Annotated in this window: 21 protein-coding genes and 1 other RNA gene; 18 read left to right on the forward strand and 4 right to left on the reverse strand. The window is 69.2% G+C overall.

All coding sequences use genetic code 11. The annotated features are described in order from the left end of the window. Position 1 precedes the first annotated feature (1 nt). The 3 genes from ASC37_RS01215 to ASC37_RS01225 are packed head-to-tail and all read right to left on the reverse strand — an operon-like array spanning position 2 to position 1,649. The gene (locus tag ASC37_RS01215) at positions 2-661 is read right to left on the reverse strand and encodes a BON domain-containing protein (protein WP_055422617.1); all 660 of its coding nucleotides are present in this window, start codon (positions 659-661) and stop codon (positions 2-4) included. Continuing rightward, positions 658-1,209, reverse strand: a complete 552-nt coding sequence (locus tag ASC37_RS01220) for a phosphoheptose isomerase family protein (protein WP_055422618.1) — start codon at positions 1,207-1,209, stop codon at positions 658-660. The genes ASC37_RS01215 and ASC37_RS01220 overlap by 4 nt, the downstream gene beginning before the upstream one ends. 26 nt (positions 1,210-1,235) lie before the next feature. Further along, positions 1,236-1,649: a YraN family protein gene (locus ASC37_RS01225; RefSeq protein WP_055422619.1), complete on the reverse strand. Its 414-nt coding sequence runs from the start codon at positions 1,647-1,649 to the stop codon at positions 1,236-1,238. Positions 1,650-1,660: 11 nt separating this feature from the next. On the opposite strand from ASC37_RS01225, the gene rsmI reads away from it, so the two are divergent. The 4 genes from rsmI to rnpB all read left to right on the forward strand — a co-directional run bounded on the left by rsmI (position 1,661) and on the right by rnpB (position 4,470). Beyond that, complete coding sequence (rsmI, locus tag ASC37_RS01230; protein ID WP_055422620.1) at positions 1,661-2,545, forward strand: 16S rRNA (cytidine(1402)-2'-O)-methyltransferase; 885 nt, start codon at positions 1,661-1,663, stop codon at positions 2,543-2,545. Positions 2,546-2,555: 10 nt separating this feature from the next. Next, entirely contained in the window at positions 2,556-3,602 is a 1,047-nt protein-coding gene (gene pyrC, locus ASC37_RS01235) for a dihydroorotase (RefSeq protein ID WP_055422621.1), read from the forward strand. Positions 3,603-3,612: 10 nt separating this feature from the next. After that, positions 3,613-4,032, forward strand: coding sequence for a hypothetical protein (locus ASC37_RS01240; RefSeq protein ID WP_055422622.1), 420 nt, complete (start codon positions 3,613-3,615; stop codon positions 4,030-4,032). Positions 4,033-4,068: 36 nt separating this feature from the next. Beyond that, positions 4,069-4,470, forward strand: an RNA gene (gene rnpB / locus ASC37_RS01765) — RNase P RNA component class A. 2 nt (positions 4,471-4,472) lie between these two features. Here the strand turns inward: rnpB and ASC37_RS11475 are convergent. Further along, on the reverse strand, positions 4,473-4,736 hold the full coding sequence (locus ASC37_RS11475; RefSeq protein WP_141654641.1) for a hypothetical protein: 264 nt from the start codon (positions 4,734-4,736) through the stop codon (positions 4,473-4,475). Between ASC37_RS11475 and mraZ the strand changes: the two genes are divergently transcribed. The 14 genes from mraZ to ftsA are packed head-to-tail and all read left to right on the forward strand — an operon-like array spanning position 4,717 to position 20,154. Next, positions 4,717-5,160, forward strand: coding sequence for a division/cell wall cluster transcriptional repressor MraZ (gene mraZ / locus ASC37_RS01245; protein WP_055422623.1), 444 nt, complete (start codon positions 4,717-4,719; stop codon positions 5,158-5,160). The two genes, ASC37_RS11475 and mraZ, sit on opposite strands and share 20 nt — an antisense overlap. Next, positions 5,157-6,080 (forward strand): 16S rRNA (cytosine(1402)-N(4))-methyltransferase RsmH, encoded by a 924-nt coding sequence (gene rsmH, locus ASC37_RS01250; RefSeq protein ID WP_055422624.1) that lies wholly within the window; start codon positions 5,157-5,159, stop codon positions 6,078-6,080. The genes mraZ and rsmH overlap by 4 nt, the downstream gene beginning before the upstream one ends. Next, positions 6,077-6,337 carry a cell division protein FtsL gene (gene ftsL, locus ASC37_RS01255; protein ID WP_055422625.1) on the forward strand — a complete coding sequence of 87 codons (261 nt, stop codon included), beginning with the start codon at positions 6,077-6,079 and terminating at the stop codon, positions 6,335-6,337. The genes rsmH and ftsL overlap by 4 nt, the downstream gene beginning before the upstream one ends. Before the next feature lie 2 nt (positions 6,338-6,339). Next, a complete protein-coding gene (locus ASC37_RS01260; RefSeq protein ID WP_055422626.1) occupies positions 6,340-8,070 on the forward strand; it encodes a peptidoglycan D,D-transpeptidase FtsI family protein in 1,731 nt (576 codons plus the stop codon). 1 nt (position 8,071) lies between these two features. Continuing rightward, positions 8,072-9,595: a UDP-N-acetylmuramoyl-L-alanyl-D-glutamate--2,6-diaminopimelate ligase gene (locus ASC37_RS01265; protein ID WP_055422627.1), complete on the forward strand. Its 1,524-nt coding sequence runs from the start codon at positions 8,072-8,074 to the stop codon at positions 9,593-9,595. A 26-nt stretch (positions 9,596-9,621) separates the two neighbouring features. Continuing rightward, a complete protein-coding gene (locus ASC37_RS01270) occupies positions 9,622-10,983 on the forward strand; it encodes a UDP-N-acetylmuramoyl-tripeptide--D-alanyl-D-alanine ligase (RefSeq protein WP_408646097.1) in 1,362 nt (453 codons plus the stop codon). A gap of 4 nt (positions 10,984-10,987) precedes the next feature. After that, positions 10,988-12,076, forward strand: coding sequence for a phospho-N-acetylmuramoyl-pentapeptide-transferase (mraY, locus tag ASC37_RS01275; RefSeq protein ID WP_055422629.1), 1,089 nt, complete (start codon positions 10,988-10,990; stop codon positions 12,074-12,076). 6 nt (positions 12,077-12,082) lie between these two features. After that, complete coding sequence (gene murD / locus ASC37_RS01280; RefSeq protein WP_055422630.1) at positions 12,083-13,456, forward strand: UDP-N-acetylmuramoyl-L-alanine--D-glutamate ligase; 1,374 nt, start codon at positions 12,083-12,085, stop codon at positions 13,454-13,456. Beyond that, positions 13,441-14,664, forward strand: a complete 1,224-nt coding sequence (ftsW, locus tag ASC37_RS01285; RefSeq protein ID WP_055422631.1) for a putative lipid II flippase FtsW — start codon at positions 13,441-13,443, stop codon at positions 14,662-14,664. Before murD ends, ftsW begins: the two co-directional genes overlap by 16 nt. Then, positions 14,661-15,734 carry an undecaprenyldiphospho-muramoylpentapeptide beta-N-acetylglucosaminyltransferase gene (gene murG / locus ASC37_RS01290; protein ID WP_055422632.1) on the forward strand — a complete coding sequence of 358 codons (1,074 nt, stop codon included), beginning with the start codon at positions 14,661-14,663 and terminating at the stop codon, positions 15,732-15,734. Before ftsW ends, murG begins: the two co-directional genes overlap by 4 nt. After that, the gene (gene murC, locus ASC37_RS01295; RefSeq protein WP_055422633.1) at positions 15,731-17,170 is read left to right on the forward strand and encodes a UDP-N-acetylmuramate--L-alanine ligase; all 1,440 of its coding nucleotides are present in this window, start codon (positions 15,731-15,733) and stop codon (positions 17,168-17,170) included. Before murG ends, murC begins: the two co-directional genes overlap by 4 nt. Next, the gene (locus tag ASC37_RS01300) at positions 17,167-18,108 is read left to right on the forward strand and encodes a D-alanine--D-alanine ligase (RefSeq protein ID WP_055422634.1); all 942 of its coding nucleotides are present in this window, start codon (positions 17,167-17,169) and stop codon (positions 18,106-18,108) included. Before murC ends, ASC37_RS01300 begins: the two co-directional genes overlap by 4 nt. Beyond that, positions 18,095-18,931 carry a cell division protein FtsQ/DivIB gene (locus ASC37_RS01305; protein WP_055422635.1) on the forward strand — a complete coding sequence of 279 codons (837 nt, stop codon included), beginning with the start codon at positions 18,095-18,097 and terminating at the stop codon, positions 18,929-18,931. The genes ASC37_RS01300 and ASC37_RS01305 overlap by 14 nt, the downstream gene beginning before the upstream one ends. Then, on the forward strand, positions 18,928-20,154 hold the full coding sequence (ftsA, locus tag ASC37_RS01310; RefSeq protein ID WP_055422636.1) for a cell division protein FtsA: 1,227 nt from the start codon (positions 18,928-18,930) through the stop codon (positions 20,152-20,154). The genes ASC37_RS01305 and ftsA overlap by 4 nt, the downstream gene beginning before the upstream one ends. Positions 20,155-20,192: the final 38 nt, after the last annotated feature.

Genomic DNA, 20,192 nt, shown 5'->3' on the forward strand with positions numbered 1-20,192 from the left:
ATCAGGGGTTGCCTTTCGGCGTATCCTTGGGTTCGGCGCCTTGGCGGTCGAGCCGGCGGGCTTCTTCTTCGGGGATGTATTCGAAGACGCGCACGACCTTGCGCACGCCGCTGGTGGTGCGGGCGATCTGGGTGGCGGCGTCGGCCTCGCGCCGGGTGACGAGCCCCATGAGGTAGACGACGCCGTTCTCGGTGACGACCTTGACATGGTTGGCGGCGAAGGCGCCGTTGCTCTGGTTGACGAAGCGGGCCTTGACCTGCGCCGTGATGCTCGAATCGCTCGCGCGCGAGCCGAGCGAGGTGGGGTTGGCGATCTGGATTTCGTTGACCACGTCGCGCACGTTGTCGGTCTCGCGGGCGAGCTGCTCGGCCAGCGCCTTGTCTTCCTCACGCGGGGCTTCGCCCGTGAGCAGCACGATGCGGTTGTAGGAAGTGACGTTGATGTGGACGCGATCGCCCAGGCGCTGGGCGATCTTGTCGCCGACTTTCCATTCGATCGCCTCGTCGTCGACCATGGCGCCGCTGGTGCGCCGGTCGGAGGCGACCGAGGCGGTTACCGCCGCGCCGCCCGCCATGATGGGAAAACAGCCGGCAAGCGGCAGCGCCGTCGCGGCAGCGATCGCGAACAGGACGAGGGTGGAACGCAGAGGGGTGCGGGTCATGCGAAATCTCCGAGGAGAACGGCGTCGAGGGCTTCGACGAGAAGATCGAGCGTGAAGAGCATGAGTTCGCCGTGGCGCGACGGCGGCAGTTCCGGCAGCTCCAGCGGGACGTCGCTGCCGGCGAGTTCGGCGAACCATGTGCCCGCGGGGTCGGTGCCGAGCGCGACCAGGGCGATGCCGTTTTCGTGGGCGGCCTCGCGCAGCGCCGTGGCGGTCGGATTCGGACGGGCGAAGAGCAAGACGAGCGTATCGCCCGGCTGCGCCAGCGCCGTGAAGGGGCGAAGCACGTCCTCTCCTTCGCCTTCGAGCCGCAGTGCCGCCACCGGCGGGCGCTCGCGGTCGAGCCCATGCCACAGGCGCTGCACGAAGAGCTCGGCGAGCGCCCGTTCCGGCCCCTCGGCCCAGACGAGGATGCGGCCGCTCTGCAGCAGGCTCTGCGCGAGAATCTCGGCGGCCGCGGCGCAGGGGGCGGCGAGCGCCGGTGCCGTCTCCTGCAAGAGGGCGGCCTGGAAGAGGAAGGGCTCGGTGAGGTGTTCGATCAGATCCATCGATTTAGTCTAACATGGCGTGTCGCTCACCATGCCGCGCCGAGGTCGAAGGCGCCTTGGATCCACTCGGGGATCTGCGCTTCGCCGTCGAAGGCGAGCACGTCGAAGCGGCAGGGGCGGTCCATATGGTGTCGCCCTGCGGGACCGTTGAGCCAGTAGCGGGCGGCGGCGAGGATGCGCCGCTGTTTTGCGGCAGTGACGCTCTCGGCGGCGCCGCCGTAGTCGCTGCGCCGGCGGTGGCGGACTTCGAAGAAGACGAGCGTGCCGTGGTGCAGGCCGATGAGGTCGATCTCCCCGCGGCGGCTGGCGGCGTTGCGCGCGAGCAGGCGCACGCCTTGGCGTTCGATCCAGGCGGCGGCGAGCGCCTCGTACGCGGTGCCGACGGCGCGGGCGCTTGTGGCGGGGGCGGGATTGGGCGCAAAATCGGGTTTTCGTGTCATGGGCGGGAGCGATGGATCCGGAAGTGATCGCGCAGGGGGCGTGGCGTCAGGCCGCGCCGGCGCTCTACGTGGTGGCTACCCCTTTGGGGAATCTGGCCGATCTGAGTCCGCGGGCGCGCGCGGTACTTGCTGGGGTCGATTGTATCGCGGCCGAGGACACGCGCCACAGCCAGCGGCTGCTCGATGCCTGGGGCATCCGCACGCCGATGCTGTCGGCGCACGAGCACAACGAGCAGGCCGCGGCGCAGGCGATCGTGGCGCGGCTTTCTCGTGGCGAACACGTGGCGCTGATTTCCGATGCGGGCACGCCCGGCATCTGCGATCCGGGCGCGCGCATCGTCGCCGCCGTGCGCGCGGCCGGCTTCGCGGCGGTGCCGGTGCCGGGGCCGAGCGCCGTGATCGCGGCGCTGTCGGTGGCCGGTTTCGTCGAGCCGGGGTTTCGTTTCATCGGGTTTCTGCCGCCGAAGCAGGCGGCGCGGCGCAAGCTCCTGGCTTCGCTCGCGGCCGAGGAAGTGCCGGTGGCGTGCTACGAGGCGCCGCACCGGGTGCGCGAGAGCGTGGCCGACATGCTGGAGGTGCTGGGCGGGACGCGCGAACTCTTCCTTGCGCGCGAGCTCACCAAGCGCTTCGAGGAAACGGTGCGCCTGCCACTTGCGCAGATGCCTGCTTGGCTCGAGGAGCGCCCCGAGCGCACGCGCGGCGAGTTCGTCCTCATTCTGGGTCCGGGAGAGGCGCAGGCCGCGCGCGAGGACGAGGGGCGGAGGGTGCTCGCGCGCCTGACGCAGGCCGGGGTGCCGTTCGGCGAGGCGGTGCGGCTGGCGGCGGAATTGACTGGCGCGTCCAAGAACCGGCTTTACGCCCAAGGGCTCGCCAGAGGGCGGGAAGATGAGGATTGAAGGAGCAGGAATGGATCGGATCGAGTTGTTGCGTCCCGCCGACTGGCACCTGCATGTGCGGCAGGGCGAAGCGATGCGCGCGGTGGTGCCGGCGAGCGCGGCGGTGTTCGCTCAGGCGCTCGTCATGCCAAATCTCAAGCCGCCGGTGACGACGACCGCCGCGGCGCTTGCCTACCGCGAGGAGATCCTGGCGGCGGCGCGGGCGGCCGGAGGGCGGGCGGCATCCTTCGTGCCGTGGATGACGCTCTATCTCACCGAGGCGACGGCGCCGCAGGAGATCGACCGGGCGGTGGACAGTGGGGCGGTGCTCGCGGCCAAGCTCTATCCGGCCGGGGCGACCACGAACTCCGATGCCGGCGTGCGCCGCATCGAGCGAATCTATCCCGTGCTCGAGCGGATGCAGCAGCGCGGCCTGGTGCTGTGCGTACATGGCGAAGTGGTCGATCCAGAAGTGGACATCTTCGATCGCGAGGCGGTGTTCGTCGAAGGGGTGCTCGCGCCGCTGGTGGCGCGTTTCCCCGGCTTGAAAGTGGTGCTGGAGCACGTGACGACCGCCGAAGGGGTGGCCTTCGTGCGCGAGGCGCCCGAGACGGTGGCCGCCACCCTCACCGCGCATCATCTGCGCTACGAGCGCAACGCCATGCTCGCCGGCGGCATCCGGCCGCATTTCTACTGCCTGCCGATCCTCAAGCGCGAGCGCCACCGCCGGGCGCTGGTGGAAGCGGCCACGAGCGGTTCGCCCAAATTCTTCCTCGGCACCGACTCGGCGCCGCATCCGCGCGGGGCGAAGGAATCGGCCTGCGGCTGTGCCGGCTGTTACACCGCGCCGCTCGCGCTGCCGCTCTACGCCGAGGTGTTCGAGGCGGCCGGCGCCCTCGATCGGCTGGAAGGGTTCGCCTCGCGCTTCGGCGCCCGCTTCTACGGCGTGGCGGAGAGCACGGAGCGCATCGCTCTGGTGCGGCGGCCGTGGACGGTGCCGGCAGCAGTACCCTTGGGCGAGGGCGAGGAGGTGGTGCCTCTGCGCGCCGGCGAGACGATGGGCTGGGTGGTTGAGTGAGGAGAGGGCGATGCGCTGGAGGAGAGGGGCGATCGCGGCGCTATGCGCCTTGGGCTTGGCCGCTTGCGAGGATGCGGCGATCAGTTACCGCATCGAGGGGATGAATCATGCTCTGGTGCTCGAGCGCCAGCAGTCCTTCCCCTGGAGCGAGGTGAAGCAGGCGGTGGTCGTCTCGCGTCTGCCGAAGTGTCAGCGAAAGTATCCGATCGAATCCGATCGCGCCGAGATGACGCCGATGAAGGTTTATGAGGCGGGAGACCTGCTGTGGGCGCTCGAGCAGGACGGGCGCTGGTACCTCGCCTCGACCGAGGATTGCCGCCTGCAACCTTGGGACAAGCCCGACCCGCAGGCACTGGGGCCTGTGGTGGGGACTTTTCTGCACCGTGATGGCGTCCTCGTCTTCGAGCCGGCGCCCAAATCTGCCCCATAAGGAACTTCCGCCGCGCCGTGCGGTATCATGTAGCGGGAAGTCCGCCCGGCAGTCGCTGCGCGCCGCAAGGCGCGGAGAGGAAAGTCCGGGCTCCACAGAGCAGGATGCCGGCTAACGGCCGGGCGCCGCGAGGCGACGGAAAGTGCCACAGAGAACAGACCGCCGATGGCCCGCGAGGGCTCAGGCAAGGGTGAAACGGTGGCCGGGGAGACCCGGCGCGGGGGCGATCCCTGCGGGTAAGAGCCCACCGCGTCTCCGGTAACGGAGGCGGCACGGTAAACCCCATCCGGAGCAAGGCCGAATAGGGGAGCGATGGCGTGGCTCGCGCCGCTCCCGGGTTGGCCGCTCGAGCCCGTCGGCAACGGCGGGCCTAGAGGAATGACTGCCCCGCATCGCACGATGCGCGACAGAACCCGGCTTAAGCGGCGGGCTTCTCTTCTTTACATTTGCTTACAAAGCATGCCGCGCCCGTTGCCGTGGCGCAAGACCGATCGATTCTCTTTTGTCATGCTGAAACGGAGGGGCATTCCCTTGCCCGTCCGGCTGTTGTTTTCACTTCCTGTTCGCTTCCATTCATTCGTCTTGCCGGCCTGACCGGAATGCGGCAGCGAGGTTTTTTTGCGGCCGTGGGATTTCGTGGGAAAAAGTGGCAAAATGTGGGTGTTGCGGCCAGAGGCGACGGCGATGTTCCAGGGGGCGCTCACGCTCAGTCTCGATGCGAAAGGACGGATCGTCGTTCCGGCGCGTTTTCGCCCGGCCCTGGCGCCCGAAGATCGCCCCGTGGTGCTGACGGCGCATCCGCACAAGTGTCTGCTGGTCTATCCCGAAGCGGTGTGGGCGCCCATCCGCGAGCGCATCGTGGCCCTGCCTGGGCTCGATCCGCGCACCGCGGCCTTGAAGCGCCTGCTGGTGGGGTTTGCTCAGGAAGAGGAGCTCGATGCCTCCGGACGGGTGTCGGTGGCCGCTTCCCTGCGGCAGTGGGCGGGGCTGGAGAAGAACGTGTGGCTGGTGGGTCAAGGCACGCATTTCGAGTTGTGGTCCGAAGCGGGGTGGCAGGCGCAGCAGCAGGCGATGCTGGCGCTCTCGGCCGAGGATCTGGCCGGGACGTTCGAGGGCGTGGTGCTGTGAGCGAAGCGCACGTTTCCGTGCTGCTCGAAGAGGCGATCGAGGCGCTCGCACCGCGCCCCGACGGCATCTATGTCGATGGCACCTTTGGGCGCGGCGGGCATAGCCGCGCGTTGTTGCAGCGCCTGGGGCCGCAAGGGCGGGTGATCGCCTTCGATCGCGACCCGGAGGCGATCGCGCACGGCCGCGCCTGGAGCGAGCCGCGCCTTACTCTGGTGCATGCGCCGTTCTCGCGCCTGGGGGCCGAGCTCGACGCGCTGGGGGTGGCGCAGGTCGACGGCATCCTGCTCGATCTGGGGGTTTCCTCGCCGCAGCTCGATGCGCCCGAGCGCGGCATGAGTTTCCGCTTCGATGCGCCGCTCGACATGCGCATGGATCCGACGAGCGGCGAACCCGTATCGAGCTGGCTCGCGCGCGCGAGCCGTGAAGAGATCAGGGAGGTGATAAAAAATTATGGCGAAGAACGGTTTGCTGATGCGATTGCAAAGGCGATTGTTGCTGCGCGCGCAAGGGCGCCTATCGAGCGCACGGGACGACTTGCCGAGCTCGTGGCGCAGGCGGTGCGCACGCGCGAGCCGGGGCAGCACCCTGCGACGCGCACCTTCCAGGCTCTTCGGATTTTCGTCAATCGCGAGATCGAGGAACTCTCGCTGACCCTGCCGCAGGCGATGGCGCGTCTGCGCCCCGGCGCGAGGCTGGTGGTGATCAGTTTCCATTCGCTCGAAGACCGGATCGTGAAGCATTTCATGCGTGAGCACTCTTCCCCGCCGCCGCTGCCGCCGGGCCTGGCGGTGCGCGAGGCCGAGCGCCCGGTGCCGCCGCTACGGTGGGTGGTGCGCAAGCTGCGGCCTTCCGCAGAAGAATGCGCCCGAAACCGCCGTGCTCGCAGCGCGGTGATGCGGGTGGCGGAGCGGCGCTCATGACGCGCTTCGAGGCGATGCTCGTCGGTCTGGTGGTGGCGAGCGGCGTGATGCTGGTGCAGGCCAAGCACGAGGCGAGGCTGCGCTATCTGGCGCTGGAGATGCAGACGCGGCGAGGCGAGCGGCTCGACGTGGAGTGGCGACAGCTCCAGTTGGAGCGCGCGACCTTGGTGACCCAGGACCGGGTACAGCGCCTGGCGCAGGAAAAATTGGGCCTGGCGTCGCCGCGGCCAGAGCAGATCGTGCCGTGGGAGCGTTGACGATGGAAAAGACGGCGGTCAATCCGATGTTGGTGCTGGCGGTTCCGGTATGGCGCCAGCGGCTGATGGCGGGTTTGCTGCTGACCCTGCTGGCGGCTCTGGTGGTGCGGGCGGCGTATCTGCAGGGGGTGCAGCGAGATTTTCTCCAGCAGCAGGGCGAGGCGCGCTATGAACGCCAGATCGAGGTGCCGGCCATGCGCGGGCGTGTGCTCGATCGCAACGGTCAGATCCTCGCCGATTCCTCGCCGGTGGCCAGCATCTGGGCCGACCCGGCCAAGGTGCGCGAATGGCCGGCGGAGGATTTTGCCCGGCTGGCGCACGCCTTGGGCATGAGTACCGATGAATTGGATCGGCGCCTCGGTCAAGGCGGGCGCCGATTCGTCTATCTGCGACGGCAGTTGCCTCCAGATCAGGCCGCACCGCTGGCCCAGCTCGGCCTCGAGGGCGTGGGCGTGGTCGAGGAATATCAGCGTTTCTATCCTCAGGGCGAGGCATTCGCCCAGCTGGTGGGGCTCGTCGACGTCGATGGCAACGGCATCGAGGGGCTGGAGGCGAGTCTGCAGGCCATGCTCCAGGGGGAGGCTGGCAAACGCCTGGTGATCCAGGACCGGCACGGCCGCGTGGTGCAGGATTCGGTCTGGGTGCAGCGGCCGCGCGACGGGCGCGACGTGGTGCTTTCGCTCGATGCGCGCATCCAGCACATCACCTACCGGGCGCTGGAGCGGGCGGTGGAACTGCATCAGGCGCGCGCCGGCGGGGCGGTGGTGATCGACGTGCGCACGGGGGAAATCCTGGCGCTCGCCAATTGGCCCAGCTACAATCCCAACCGCCGCACGGGGCTCGACTTGAGCGAGGTGCGCAACCGCGTGGTCACCGACATCTACGAGCCCGGCTCGGTGATGAAGCCCGTGCTGGTTGCCTTGGCACTGGAGCGCGGCAAGGTCAGACCGGACACGCTCATCGACATCCAGGGGGGCGTCTTCCAGGTAGGCAACCACACGATCCGGGATTCGCATACCGGCGATCGTGCCCTGACGGTATCCCAGGTGATCCAGAAGTCGTCCAACGTGGGAGTGGCCAAGATCGCGCTCGGCCTCGATTCGAGGGATCTCTGGCAACACTACCGGGCTTTCGGTTTCGGCGTGCGCCCCGATCTGCCTCTGCCCGGGGTGGCATCGGGGCGCATGCTGCCTTCCGGCTCTCTCAAGCCCATCGAGGTGGCGACCATGGCCTATGGTCATGGCATCTCCACTTCCCTGCTGCAGCTGGCGCATGCCTATCAGGCGATCGCCAACGACGGGGTGATGCTGCCCCTGTCGCTGACGCGGCGCGATGCGCCCCCTCCGGTCTCCGAGCAGCGCCGGCTTCTTTCGCCCAAGACGGCGCAGGAGGTGAAGGCGATGATGGAACTCGTCACCCAGGCCGGGGGAACCGCGACGCGCGCGGCGGTGGCAGGGTATCGTACCGCCGGCAAGACCGGTACGGCGCACAAACTCGAAGACGGGCGTTATGTGGACAAATACGTCGCTTCTTTCGTCGGCTATGCTCCGGCTTCCCAGCCGAGGCTGGTGGTGGCGGTGATGATCGACGAACCCAAAGTGAAGTCCTACTACGGTGGCATCGTGGCGGCGCCGGTGTTCGCCGAGATCGTCGGGCAGGTATTGCCCGGCCTCGGCGTGGCGCCGGACATGCCTGGACCGGCAGTGGCGGCAGCCGAACGACCGCGAGGCTGACATGAATCCGATACGCGACATCGAGGATCTGTGGTGGGAGCTGCACCGGCAAGGGGTCTATCCGCGGGCGGTGACGCACGATTCCCGGCAAGTGGCGCCAGGTACGCTGTTCCTGGCCTGGCCGGGAGAGAAGACCGACGGCAGGAACTACCTCGTCCAGGCGCTTGCCGCCGGTGCGGAGGCGGTGGTCTATGAGGCCGGGGATGGCTGGGTCCCTCCGCCCGAATTGGCCAACCGGGTTCCCTTGATCGCCGTGGAGGGGCTGCGGCCCATGGCTGGCCTTCTCGCCGACCGTGTCTATGGGGCGCCGTCGCAATCCTTGTGGGTGGCCGGCGTCACCGGCACCAACGGCAAGACGACCACCAGCCAGTGGCTGGCGCAGGCATTGGAAGCGCTCGGGGTGGCGTGCGGGGTGATCGGTACGCTCGGCTGCGGGCGCATCGGCCGTCTGGAGGACCTGGGATTCACCACGCCCGAGGCGCCCCAGATCCACGCCTGGCTGCGGCGTTTTCTCGATGCCGGCTGCCAGGCAGCGGTGATGGAGGTTTCCTCCATCGGCTTGGTACAGGACCGAGTCGCCGGTGTGCGCTTCGACGTGGCGCTCTTCACCAACCTCACGCGCGATCACCTCGACTATCACGGCAGCATGGAAGCCTATGCGGCGGCCAAGCGGCGGCTCTTCGAGCGGCCGGAGCTGCGTGCGGCGGTGATCGACGTGGATGACGCCGTGGGCGAGGCCATCGCGCGCGAGTGCGCTGCCCGCGGGCTGGAGACTTGGGCGGTGAGTCTGAGGGCACGTCCGGCGTTGCCGGGCGTGCGGCCCCTGTGGCTCGCGGAGCCGCCGCGCGAAGGCACGAGCGGCCAGCGCCTGATGCTCGCCCTCGAGGATCGCACGCTGCCCATGCACCTGCCGGCCTTCGGTACCTTCAATGCCGGCAATGCGCTCTTGGTGCTGGGGGCGCTCCTTGCGCGTGGCGTGGCGCTCGAGCGGGCGGCGGCGGCGCTGGGGCGGGTGGTGCCGCCGCCGGGGCGGATGCAGTGGCTCGGCGGGGTGGCGGAACCCTTGGTGGTGATCGACTATGCCCATACGCCGGATGCGCTCGAGCAGGTGATCTCGGCGCTCGTGCCCACGGCCCGGACCCGCGGCGGGCGGCTCGTGGTCGTCTTCGGGTGCGGCGGGGATCGGGACCGGGGCAAGCGTCCGCTCATGGGCACGGTGGCGGCGCGCGCCGATGCCTTGATCGTCACTTCCGACAACCCCCGCTCCGAACCGCCCGAGGCGATCATCGCCGACATCCTCGCCGGCATCGAACGCAGCGACCTCCTCGTCGAGCCCGATCGGGCCAAGGCCATCGCCCAGGCGATCGAGACGGCCGGCGCCGACGACGTGATCCTGCTCGCCGGCAAGGGGCACGAACCCTATCAGGAGATCGCTGGCGTGCGCCATCCCTTCAGTGACCAGCAGGAAGCCGAGGCGGCGCTGGCGCGCTGGCGCGAACGCAATCTCTTCCCGGAGTTGCCGTGAACACGCCACTGGCGGAGCTCGCCGACCTGCTCGCCGGGCAGGGTGAGGAGGTCGAACGCGTCGGCAGCGGCGAGTGCGAAATCGCCGGCGTGGAGATCGACTCGCGCGCCCCGCTCGTGGGCAAGCTCTTCGTGGCCCTGCGCGGAGCGCGCTTCGACGGGCACGATTTCGTCGCCGCTGCGCTCGCGGCCGGGGCGGCCGCCGCCCTGGTCGAACGGCGCTGGTGGGCGTCACGGCAGCCGGCCGGGGTTTTCCTCGTGGTCGAGGATACCCGCCACGCGCTCGCCCGGCTCGCCGCCGCTTGGCGGGCGCGTTTCCCGTGGCCGGTGGCCGGCATCACCGGCAGCAACGGCAAGACCACCGTCAAGGAGATGACGGCAGCGATCCTGCGCGCGCACTTCGGGGCGGAGTCGGTGCTCGCCACGCGCGGCAACCGCAACAACGACATCGGCCTGCCGCTCACCTTGCTGGAGCTCGAAGCGGGTCACCGCGCGGCGGTGTGCGAGCTGGGCATCAACCGGCCCGGCGAGATGGCGATGCTCGCCGCCATCGCCCGCCCTGACGTCGCGCTGGTGACCACGGCGCAGCGCGCCCACCTCGAGGGGTTTGGCACGCTCGACACCGTGGCGCGCGAGAAAGGGCAGATCTACCGTTTCCTCGCGTCCGACGGGACGGCGGTCATTCCTGCCGACGACCCTCATGCGTCCCTGTGGCGGGAGATGGCGGCGGGGCGCCGCGTGCTTACTTTCGGCCGTGGCGGCGAGGTTTGCGGCACGGCCGAGCCCTTGTCCTGGGGCTGGCGCGTGCAGGTACGTGCGCTGGGCGATGAGGGGGAATTCACGCTGCCGCTGCCTGGGCGGCACAACGTGCACAACGCGCTCGCGGCGATCGCCTGCGCCGTGGCGCTGGAAGTGCCGCTCAAGACGGCGGCCGGTGCGCTTGCCGCCTTCGTCCCCGTGCCCGGACGGCTGCAGCCGGTCCCGGGCGAGCAGGGGGCCTTGCTCATCGACGACACCTACAACGCCAATCCGGACTCCATGCGCGCGGCGATCGAAGTGCTCGCGGCGCTGCCGCATGCGCGCAAGCTGCTCGTGCTGGGCGACATGGGCGAGGTGGGCTCCGAGGCGCCGCGGCTGCATGCCCAGTTGGGTGTCCAGGCGCGCGCGGCGGGTATCGAGCGGCTGTTTACCTTGGGCGAGCTCGCGCGCGAGGCTGCCGCGGCGTTTGGTCGGGCGGCGGAATCTTTCGTCGAGCTGGAGCCTCTCGTACAGCGGCTGCGCGCGGAGCTCTCGCCGCAGACGGCGGTATTGGTCAAAGGGTCCCGTTTCATGCGCATGGAACGGGTGGTTTCCGCGCTCGCGGCTCGGTCCGCGGCGCTTCAAGGGTGATTCGATGCTTTTGGAATTGGCGCTTTGGCTGGGGCAGGATATCCGGGCGTTCAACGTCTTCGGTTACATCACGCTGCGCACGGTACTGGCGGCGATGACGGCGCTCTTCGTCTCCTTCGCGCTGGGCCCGCGCGTGATCCGCTGGCTTGCGGCAAAGAAGATCGGGCAGACGGTGCGCACCGACGGGCCGCAGACCCATCTGGCAAAGTCCGGCACGCCGACCATGGGTGGAGCGCTGATCCTGCTCGCCGTCTCGGTGACGGTGCTGCTGTGGGGCGATCTGACCAACCGCTACGTGTGGACCGTCTGGCTCGTCACGCTCGGATTTGGCATCGTGGGCTGGGTCGACGACTGGCGCAAGGTGGTGCGGCGCGACCCGAAAGGTTTGCCCAGCCGCTGGAAGTATCTGTGGACCTCGGCGATCGCGCTCGCGGCAAGCCTCTATCTGGGGCTCACCGCCACCGAGCCGGTGCAAACCCAGCTCATCGTGCCGTTCTTCAAGGAAGTGGCGATCCCGCTGGGTCTGGGCGGTTTCGTGCTGTTGTCCTACTTCGTCATTAACGGCACCGGTCATGCGGTCAATCTCACCGACGGGCTCGACGGTCTGGCGGTGACGCCGGCGGTGATGGTGACCGGGGCGCTGGCGATTTTTTCCTACGTGGCGGGGCATGCCGTGTTCGCCCGCTACCTGGGGGTGCCCTACATTCCTGGAGCGGGGGAGCTCGCCGTCTTCTGCGGGGCGCTGTGCGGCGCGGGGCTGGGTTTCTTGTGGTTCAACGCGCATCCGGCGCAGGTGTTCATGGGCGACGTGGGAGCGCTCGCGCTGGGCGCGGCCATGGGCACCATCGCGGTGATCGTGCGCCAGGAACTGGTGCTCTTCATCATGGGCGGCTTGTTCGTGGCCGAGGCGCTGTCGGTGATGCTGCAGGTGGGCTACTTCAAGTGGTCCGGCGGCAAGCGCATCCTGCGCATGGCGCCGCTGCACCATCATTTCGAACTGGGGGGCTGGAAAGAGACCCAGGTGGTGATCCGCTTCTGGATCGTCACCCTGATGCTGGTGCTCTTCGGGCTCTCCACCTTGAAACTGCGGTGAGGGGCGATGGATCTGGTGCTGGGACTCGGTTTGAGCGGTGAGGCGATGGTGCGCTGGCTCGCGTATCGGGGAGTGCCCGTGCGCGCGGCCGACACGCGGGCTCGGCCGCCGGGCGCGGCAAGGCTGGATGCCCTGTTGCCGCCCGAATCGCTGGTGCTGGGCCGGCCGTTCGAGGCGTCGCTGCTCGAAGGAGTCGAACGGGTGTGGCTCTCGCCGGGGCTGTCGCCCGAATTGCCGCTGTGCCGGCAGGCGCGCTCGCGCGGCCTGCCGGTGCAGGGGGAGCTGGCGCTCTTCTACGAGGCCTGGCAGGCGCGCGGGCGTCCGGGGCGGCTGGTGGCAGTGACCGGCACCAACGGCAAGACCACGACCACGGCGCTCACGGCGCATCTGCTGCGGCACGCCGGGCTCGATGCGCTCGCCGCCGGCAACATCGCCCCGGCCATCCTCAGCGCCGCACGCGAGCGCGAGGAGGCCGGGTTGCCCTGGCCGGAGGTGTGGGTGCTGGAGGTGTCGAGTTTCCAGCTGGAGACGGCCGGGCCTTTCGCCGTGCAGGCGGCGGTGGTGCTGAACGTCACCGAGGATCACCTCGACCGGCACGGTTCGCTCGCGGCGTATACCGCCCTCAAGGCGCGCGTCTATGAGGGCGTGGAGACGGCGGTGGTGGTGCGCGACGACGCCCTCGTGCGCGACATGGCCCGCAGCGCGCCGCGGCGCGTGACGGTGGGCAGCGACGCGCCGGGCGCGGCGACGGATTTCGGCGTGCAGGAGGGCTGGTTCGTGCGCGGCCGGCAGCGTCTGGCGCCGCGTTCGATCCTGCCGTTGCCGGGGCGGCACAACGAGATCGATGCACTCGCGGCGCTCGCGCTCGCCGAGGCGATGGGCGTGGCGCCCGAGGCGGCGATCGAGGGCTTTGCCTCGTTCCAAGGGCTGCCGCACCGGGTCGAGACGGTGGCGGTGCGTGCCGACGGGGTGCGCTTCATCGACGATTCGAAAGGCACCAACGTGGGCGCGACGATCGCGGCGCTCGCCGGATTCGATGCGCCGGTGATCCTGATCGCCGGCGGCGACGGCAAAGGGCAGTCGTTCGCGCCGCTCGCTCAGGCGGCGCACGGTAGGGTGCGTCTGGCGCTCCTGATCGGGCGCGATGCCCCGGCACTGGAAGCCGCTTTCGCCCAGGCGGGTGTGCCGGCGCGCCGATGCGCTTCGCTGCCCGAGGCGGTGGCGCTGGCCGATGCGGTGGCCCATCCGGGCGAGGCGGTGCTGCTCTCGCCGGCCTGCGCGAGCCTGGACATGTTCCGCGACTATGCGCACCGCTCCGAGGTGTTTCTGGCGGCGATCCGGTCTTTGCCGGGCGGGGAGGGACGATGGTCGATGCGCTGATCCGCCGCTGGTTCGGCCGCGGGCCGGACCGCCTCACCGAGGCGGCCGCGCGCCATGCAGGACAGGTGCCGCCGGTACGCTTCGGAGAGTTCGATCTGGCGCTCTTCTGGGCGGTGACGGCGCTCACGCTCTTCGGGCTGGTGATGGTTTATTCGGCAAGCATCGCCTTTGCCGACGAGTCGCGCGCCACGGGGGGCAGTGCGCACTACTTCCTGGTGCGGCAGATGGTGTTCGTCCTCGTGGGGGCTGCGGTGGCCTGGGGGGCGTTTCGGGTGCCGATGCGGGTGTGGCAGTCGCTCACCCCCTGGCTCTTCCTGTTGGGCGTGGCGCTGCTGGTGCTGGTGCTGGTGCCGGGGGTCGGCAAAGTGGTCAACGGCTCGCGGCGCTGGATCCCGCTGGGATCGGTCAATCTGCAGCCCTCCGAGTTCATGAAACTCTTCGTCGCCTTCTACGCCGCCGACTACACGGTGCGCAAGCTGCGCTTCATGGCCAGTTTCTGGCGCGGTTTCCTGCCGCTTGCCTTCGTCGTGGTGCTCGTGGGCGTGTTGTTGCTGTTGCAACCCGATTTCGGGGCGTTCGCCGTGATCAGCGCCATCGCCTTCGGCGTACTCTTCCTGGGCGGGCTGAGGCTGCGCATCTTCTTCGCGCTGATGGTGCTCGCCGGCTTTGCCTTCGCCGGCCTGATCCTGAGTTCCGAATACCGCCGCCAGCGTCTCTTCGCCTTTCTCGATCCGTGGGCCGATCCCTTGGGCAAGGGCTACCAGCTCACGCACGCGCTGATTGCCTTCGGCCGGGGCGAGTGGTTCGGCGTCGGTTTGGGCGGCAGCGTGGAGAAGCTCTTTTATCTGCCCGAGGCGCATACCGATTTCCTGCTCGCGGTGGTCGGCGAGGAACTCGGCTGGGTGGGGGTGTGCGCGGTGGTGGCGCTCTTTGCGGTGGTCATCTGGCGCACCTTCTCCATCGGCCGGGGGCTGGTGTGCGTGGAGCAGTACTTCTCCGGTCTGGCGGTGTTCGGCATCGGCTTGTGGATCGGCGTGCAGGCGCTCATCAACATGGGGGTGAATGTCGGGCTTCTGCCGACCAAGGGGCTGACGCTGCCTTTCATGAGCTATGGCGGTTCGGGTATCATCGCCAACCTCGCGGCGATGGCGGTGGTATTGCGCGCCGACTGGGAGCTGCGCTGCCTGCGGCGAGGGGTGCGGATATGAGCAGGCGCACCGCGCTCGTGATGGCCGGAGGCACCGGCGGGCACATCTTTCCGGCGCTGGCCGTGGCCGAAGTCTTGCGCGAGCGCGGCTGGCACGTGGTCTGGCTCGGTAACGCGGAGGCAATGGAATCCCGGCTCGTGCCGCCGCGCGGATTCGAATTCGTTTCGCTCGGTTTCGGCGCCTTGCGCGGCAAGGGGATGGGGCGCAAACTGAAGCTGCCGTTTTCCTTGGCGGTGGCGATTGCGCGCGCCCTGCGCTTGCTGGGAGAAGTGCGCCCGGGCGTGGTGCTCGGCATGGGCGGATACGTGAGCTTTCCCGGGGCGGTGGCCGCGCGCCTGCGAGGCATCCCGCTCGTGGTGCACGAGCAGAACGCCGTGGCCGGACTGGCAAACCGGGTGCTGGCGCGCCTGGCCGATGCCGTGCTCACTGGCTTTCCCGGGACGCTGCCTGGCGGGCTCTGGGTGGGCAACCCGGTGCGGCGCGAATTCACTACCGTGCCGCCGCCCGAGGTGCGCTTTGCCGGGCGGCAGGGGCCTTTGCGCCTGCTGGTGGTGGGTGGCAGCCTTGGGGCCAAGGCGCTCAACGAGGCGGTGCCGGCGGCGCTGGCGCAGTTGGCGCCGCATGAACGGCCCGTGGTGACGCACCAGTCGGGCAGCGCCCATTTCGCCGCGCTCGAGCAAGCGTATGCGCACCACGGCGTGGAAGGGCGGTTGCTGCCCTTCATCGAGGACATGGGCGCCGCCCTGGCCGAGGCCGATTTGGTTGTCTCGCGCGCCGGGGCGATGACGGTGGCAGAGCTCGCCGCCGTCGGGGTGGGGGCGCTGCTGGTGCCTTTCCCCCATGCGGTCGACGATCACCAAACGGCGAACGCGCGCTTTCTCGTCGATGGCGGCGCGGCGCAGTTGCTGCCTCAATCCGGGCTCACGCCCGAGGGCCTGGCGGAATTGCTGCAGGGGTTCGACCGTGAACGTTGCCGGCAGATGGCGCTCGCTGCCCGGGCGCTCGCCCGGCCCGATGCGACCGAGGCGCTCGCCGACGAACTCGAACGATTGGCAAAGGACGGAACATGAAACACCGCGTCAAACGCGTGCACTTCGTCGGCATCGGCGGGGTGGGGATGAGCGGCATCGCCGAGGTGCTCTCGCACCTGGAGTTCGAGGTGAGCGGCTCGGATCTGGCCGAGAGCGCGACGCTCGCGCGTCTGCGCGCGCTCGGCGTGCGGGTGATGCTCGGGCACGCCCCGGAGCACGTCGCCGGGGCCGACGCCGTGGTGGTTTCTTCGGCGGTGGCGGCGGACAACCCCGAGGTGCTCGCCGCGCGCGCGGCCGGCATCCCGGTGGTGCCGCGGGCACAGATGCTGGCCGAGCTGATGCGCTTCAAACAGGGCATCGCCATCGCCGGTACCCACGGCAAGACGACCACCACCTCGCTGGTGGCGAGCATCCTCGCCGAGGGGGGGCTCGATCCGACTTTCGTCATCGGCGGACGCTTGATCGCCGCCGGCAGCAACGCCCGTCTGGGCCAGGGAGAATACCTCGTGGCCGAGGCGGACGAGTCGGATGCCTCTTTCCTGCACCTTTCCCCGGTGATGGCGGTGGTCACCAACATCGATGCCGATCACATGTCCACCTACGGGCACGACTTCGAGCGGCTCAAGACCGCCTTCGTCGATTTCCTGCATCGCCTGCCTTTCTGGGGCGTGGCAGTACTCTGTCTGGACGATCCGCACGTCGCGTCCATCGTGCCGCGGATCGAGCGACCAACGGTGGGCTATGGCTTGAACCCGGAGGCGGCCGTGCGCGCCGAGGACGTGCGCGCCGAGCGCGGGAAGATGCTCTTCACCGCCGTGCGGCGCAACGGGCGCGAGACGCGTCTGCCGGTCGAATTGAACCTCTCCGGCCTGCACAACGTGCGCAACGCGCTGGCGGCGATTGCTGTGGCGAGCGAACTGCACGTGCCCGATGAGGCGATCGTGCGTGCGCTGGCGGGCTTCCAAGGGGTGGGGCGACGATTCCAGCGCTACGGGGAGCTGCCCCTCGTCGGGGAAGACGGGACGGTGCGCGGCACCTACACCCTCATCGACGACTATGGGCACCACCCGGTGGAGATGCAAGCCACGCTGGACGCGGTGCGCCTTGCCTTCCCAGGGCGGCGCGTGGTGGTCGTCTTCCAGCCGCACCGCTACAGCCGCACGCGCGACTGCTTCGAGGACTTCGTGCGCGTGCTCTCGGGGGTGGATGCCTTGGTGCTGCTGGAGGTCTACCCGGCCGGCGAGGAGCCGATTCCGGCGGCCGACGGACGCAGCCTCGCGCGGGCGCTGAGGCTGCGCGGCAAGATCGAGCCGTTCTTCGTCGAGCAGCTCGATGAAGTTCCGGCGGTGCTGCCGCAGGTGGTACGCGACGGCGACGTGGTCGTGACCATGGGGGCGGGCTCGATCGGGCGACTGCCGGCACGCCTGGTGCAGGAATCCGCCGCCGTGGCGGCGAACGAGGAGCGGGTGGCATGAGCGGCGATCTGGGCAAAGTGGCGGTGCTTCTGGGCGGGTGCTCGGCCGAGCGCGAGGTGTCGCTCATGTCGGGGGCGGCGGTGCTCGAGGCGCTGCGCCGCGCCGGCGTGGACGCGCACCCGTTCGATCCCGCCGAGCGCGACCTCTGCGACTTGAAGCGCGAAGGCTTCGCGCGCGCCTTCATCGCCTTGCATGGCCGCGGCGGCGAGGACGGCACCCTCCAGGGCGCGCTCGAATGGTTGCGTATCCCCTACACCGGCAGTGGCGTGCTCGCTTCCGCCCTGGCCATGGACAAATGGCGCACCAAGCTCCTGTGGCAGGCGCAGGGGCTGCCCACGCCGCCGGCGCTGCGGCTCACCGACGAAGACTTCGCCGCCGGACCCGAGGCGGTGTCGCGGCGGGTGTGCGAGGCGCTCGCGCTACCCGTGTTCGTCAAACCGGTGCACGAAGGCTCCAGCATGGGGGCAACGCGCGTCGAGCGCGAAGAGGATCTGTGGCCGGCGCTGGAGGCGGCGCGGCGCTTCGATGGTGAGGTGCTCGTCGAACGCTTCATCGCCGGGCGGGAGATCACGATTGGCTTTCTCGGCGATCAGCCTTTGCCCGCCATCGAGATCATCGCTCCCCGAGGCCGCTACGACTACCACAACAAATACTTCAGCGACGAGACGCGCTATCTTTGCCCGGCCCCCTTGCCGGAAGCGCTCGCCGTGCGGCTGGCCGAACTCACGATGCGCTCGGCGCGCGCGCTCGGCTGCCGCGGCTGGGGGCGCATCGACCTGTTGCTCGAGGGGGAAGACCCCTATCTGCTGGAGATGAACACCGCACCCGGCATGACCTCGCATTCGCTCGTGCCGCTCGCCGCGCGCGCGCTCGGCATCGAGTTCGAGGCCTTGTGCCTGCGTATTCTCGAGGAAGCGCGCTGCGATGAGCCGCTCTGAGCGCTTCTCCCGCCATGCGCCCGCGCCCGTGCCTCCCGGGGCACGCTGGTGGCGCGATGCCTTCGTGCTCGCCCGCTGGACGCGGCGCCTCACGATGCTCGCGCTGCTCTTCTTCGCCGCCGCGGCCTGGTCTTACTGGGGGGAGCAATGGCTGCCGCCGATTCGCACCGTCGTCATCGAAGGCGAACTCGAGCACAGCGACTCCGACCGCCTGCGTTATGCGGCCCTGCGGGCGGTGGAGGGGAAGACCTTCTTCGACGTCGATCTCGGAGCCTTGCGCCGAGCCCTGGAAGACCTGCCTTGGGTTCGCCGCGCCGACGTGCGCCGGGTCTGGCCCGATTCCCTGGTGGTCAGCCTGGCCGAATATCGTCCCATCGCGATCTGGATCGACGTCGCCAGCGGTGAGCTCTCCCTGCTCGATGCCAACGGGCACGTCTTCAGCGCCGTGCCGCCCTCCGACGATCTGCCCCGCATCATCGGCCCCGCCGGGCAGGAGGAAACCCTGCTCGAAGCCTACGAGGGGCTCAGCCGGGTACTGCAGCCGCTGGGCCGCCTGGAAGTGCTGCAGGTCGGCCCTACGCTCTCCTATGTCGTGCGGCTGAGCCAAGGGACGGAATTCGTGCTCGGACGGCTCGATTCCCTGCAGCAGGCCGAGCAGCGCCTCTCCTGGCTCGCCCAGCGCTGGGATGCGATCCGCGAGCGGCTCGGCTATGCGCCCGTGCGCGTCGATTTTCGCCACCAGCAGGCGCTCGCGGTCGCCGGGCCGGCGAGTATCATTGCGCCGCCTCCACCGCCGGAATCAAAGGGGAAGAAGAAGAGATGAGGGAAGATCGAGATCTGCTCGTCGGGCTCGACATCGGCACGTCCAAGGTGACGTGCCTCGTCGCCCGATTGCGCGAGGACGGCGGCGTCGAGCCGATCGGGCTCGGCGTGGCGCCGATGACCGGCATGAAACGCGGCGCCGTCGTCAATATCGAAGCGAGCGTGGCGGCGATCGCCCAGGCCGTCGACGAGGCCAAGCGCATGGCCGCCTGCGACATCCCGCGCGTGCACGCCAGCATCTCTGGGGCCCACATCCAATGTACCAACGCCGAGGGGATGCTCGCCGTCAAGGGCAGCGAGATCACGCGCGAGGACGTGGTCAAGGTGATCGAAGTCGCCCGCGCCATGCCCATCCCCTCCGAGCAGCAGGTGCTGCACCTGCTCACCCAGGAATTCATCATCGACGGCCAGGGTGGCATCAAGGATCCCGTCGGCATGAGCGGGGTGAAGCTCGTGGCCAAGGTGCACATCATCACCGGGGCGGCGGCCAGCGCCCAGAACATCATCAAGTGCGTGCGCCGCGCCGGGCTGGAAATCGACGGACTCGTGCTGCAACCGCTCGCTGCGGCGCACGCCGTCCTCACCGAGGACGAAAAGAGCCTGGGCGTGTGCATCATCGACATCGGCGCCGGCACCACCGACCTGGCGGTCTACACCCAGGGGGCGATTCGGCACACGGCCGTGCTTCCGGCCGCCGGCGACATGATCACCAACGACATCGCCATGGCGCTGCGCACGCCCACGGCAGAGGCCGAGACGATCAAGCTCGAACACGGTGCGGCGCGCCACGACTGGGTCGATCCCGAGGAGATGATCGAAGTCGCCCCGGTGGGCGACCGTCCGGCGCGGCGTCTGTCGCGCCAGCGGCTGGCCGACGTGATCCACCCCCGCGCCGAGGAGATCTTCGAGCTGGTGCAGCAGGAACTGCGCCGCAGCGGCTACGAGGAGATGCTCTCCTCTGGCGTGGTGCTCACCGGCGGTTCGGCCAAGCTCGGCGGCATGGTCGAGCTGGCCGAGGAAGTCCTGGGGATGCCGGCGCGGCTCGGCGCGCCGCTGGTGGGCGGGCGCCTGCGCGAGCGGCTCGCCGATCCCGAGTACGCCGCCGCCGTCGGCCTGGTGCTCGAGGCGGCCGATTCCCGGCGCAGGATCCCGGGCAGGGGAGGGCGTGCCTCCGGAGGACAATGGTGGCGGCGCACGTGGCAATGGATCCGGGAAAATTTCTGAATATCACGATTTCTTGGTTAGAATGCACGACAAAAGCG

It is taken from the genome of Tepidiphilus thermophilus, assembly GCF_001418245.1.
In the GTDB taxonomy this organism is placed as follows: domain Bacteria; phylum Pseudomonadota; class Gammaproteobacteria; order Burkholderiales; family Rhodocyclaceae; genus Tepidiphilus; species Tepidiphilus succinatimandens.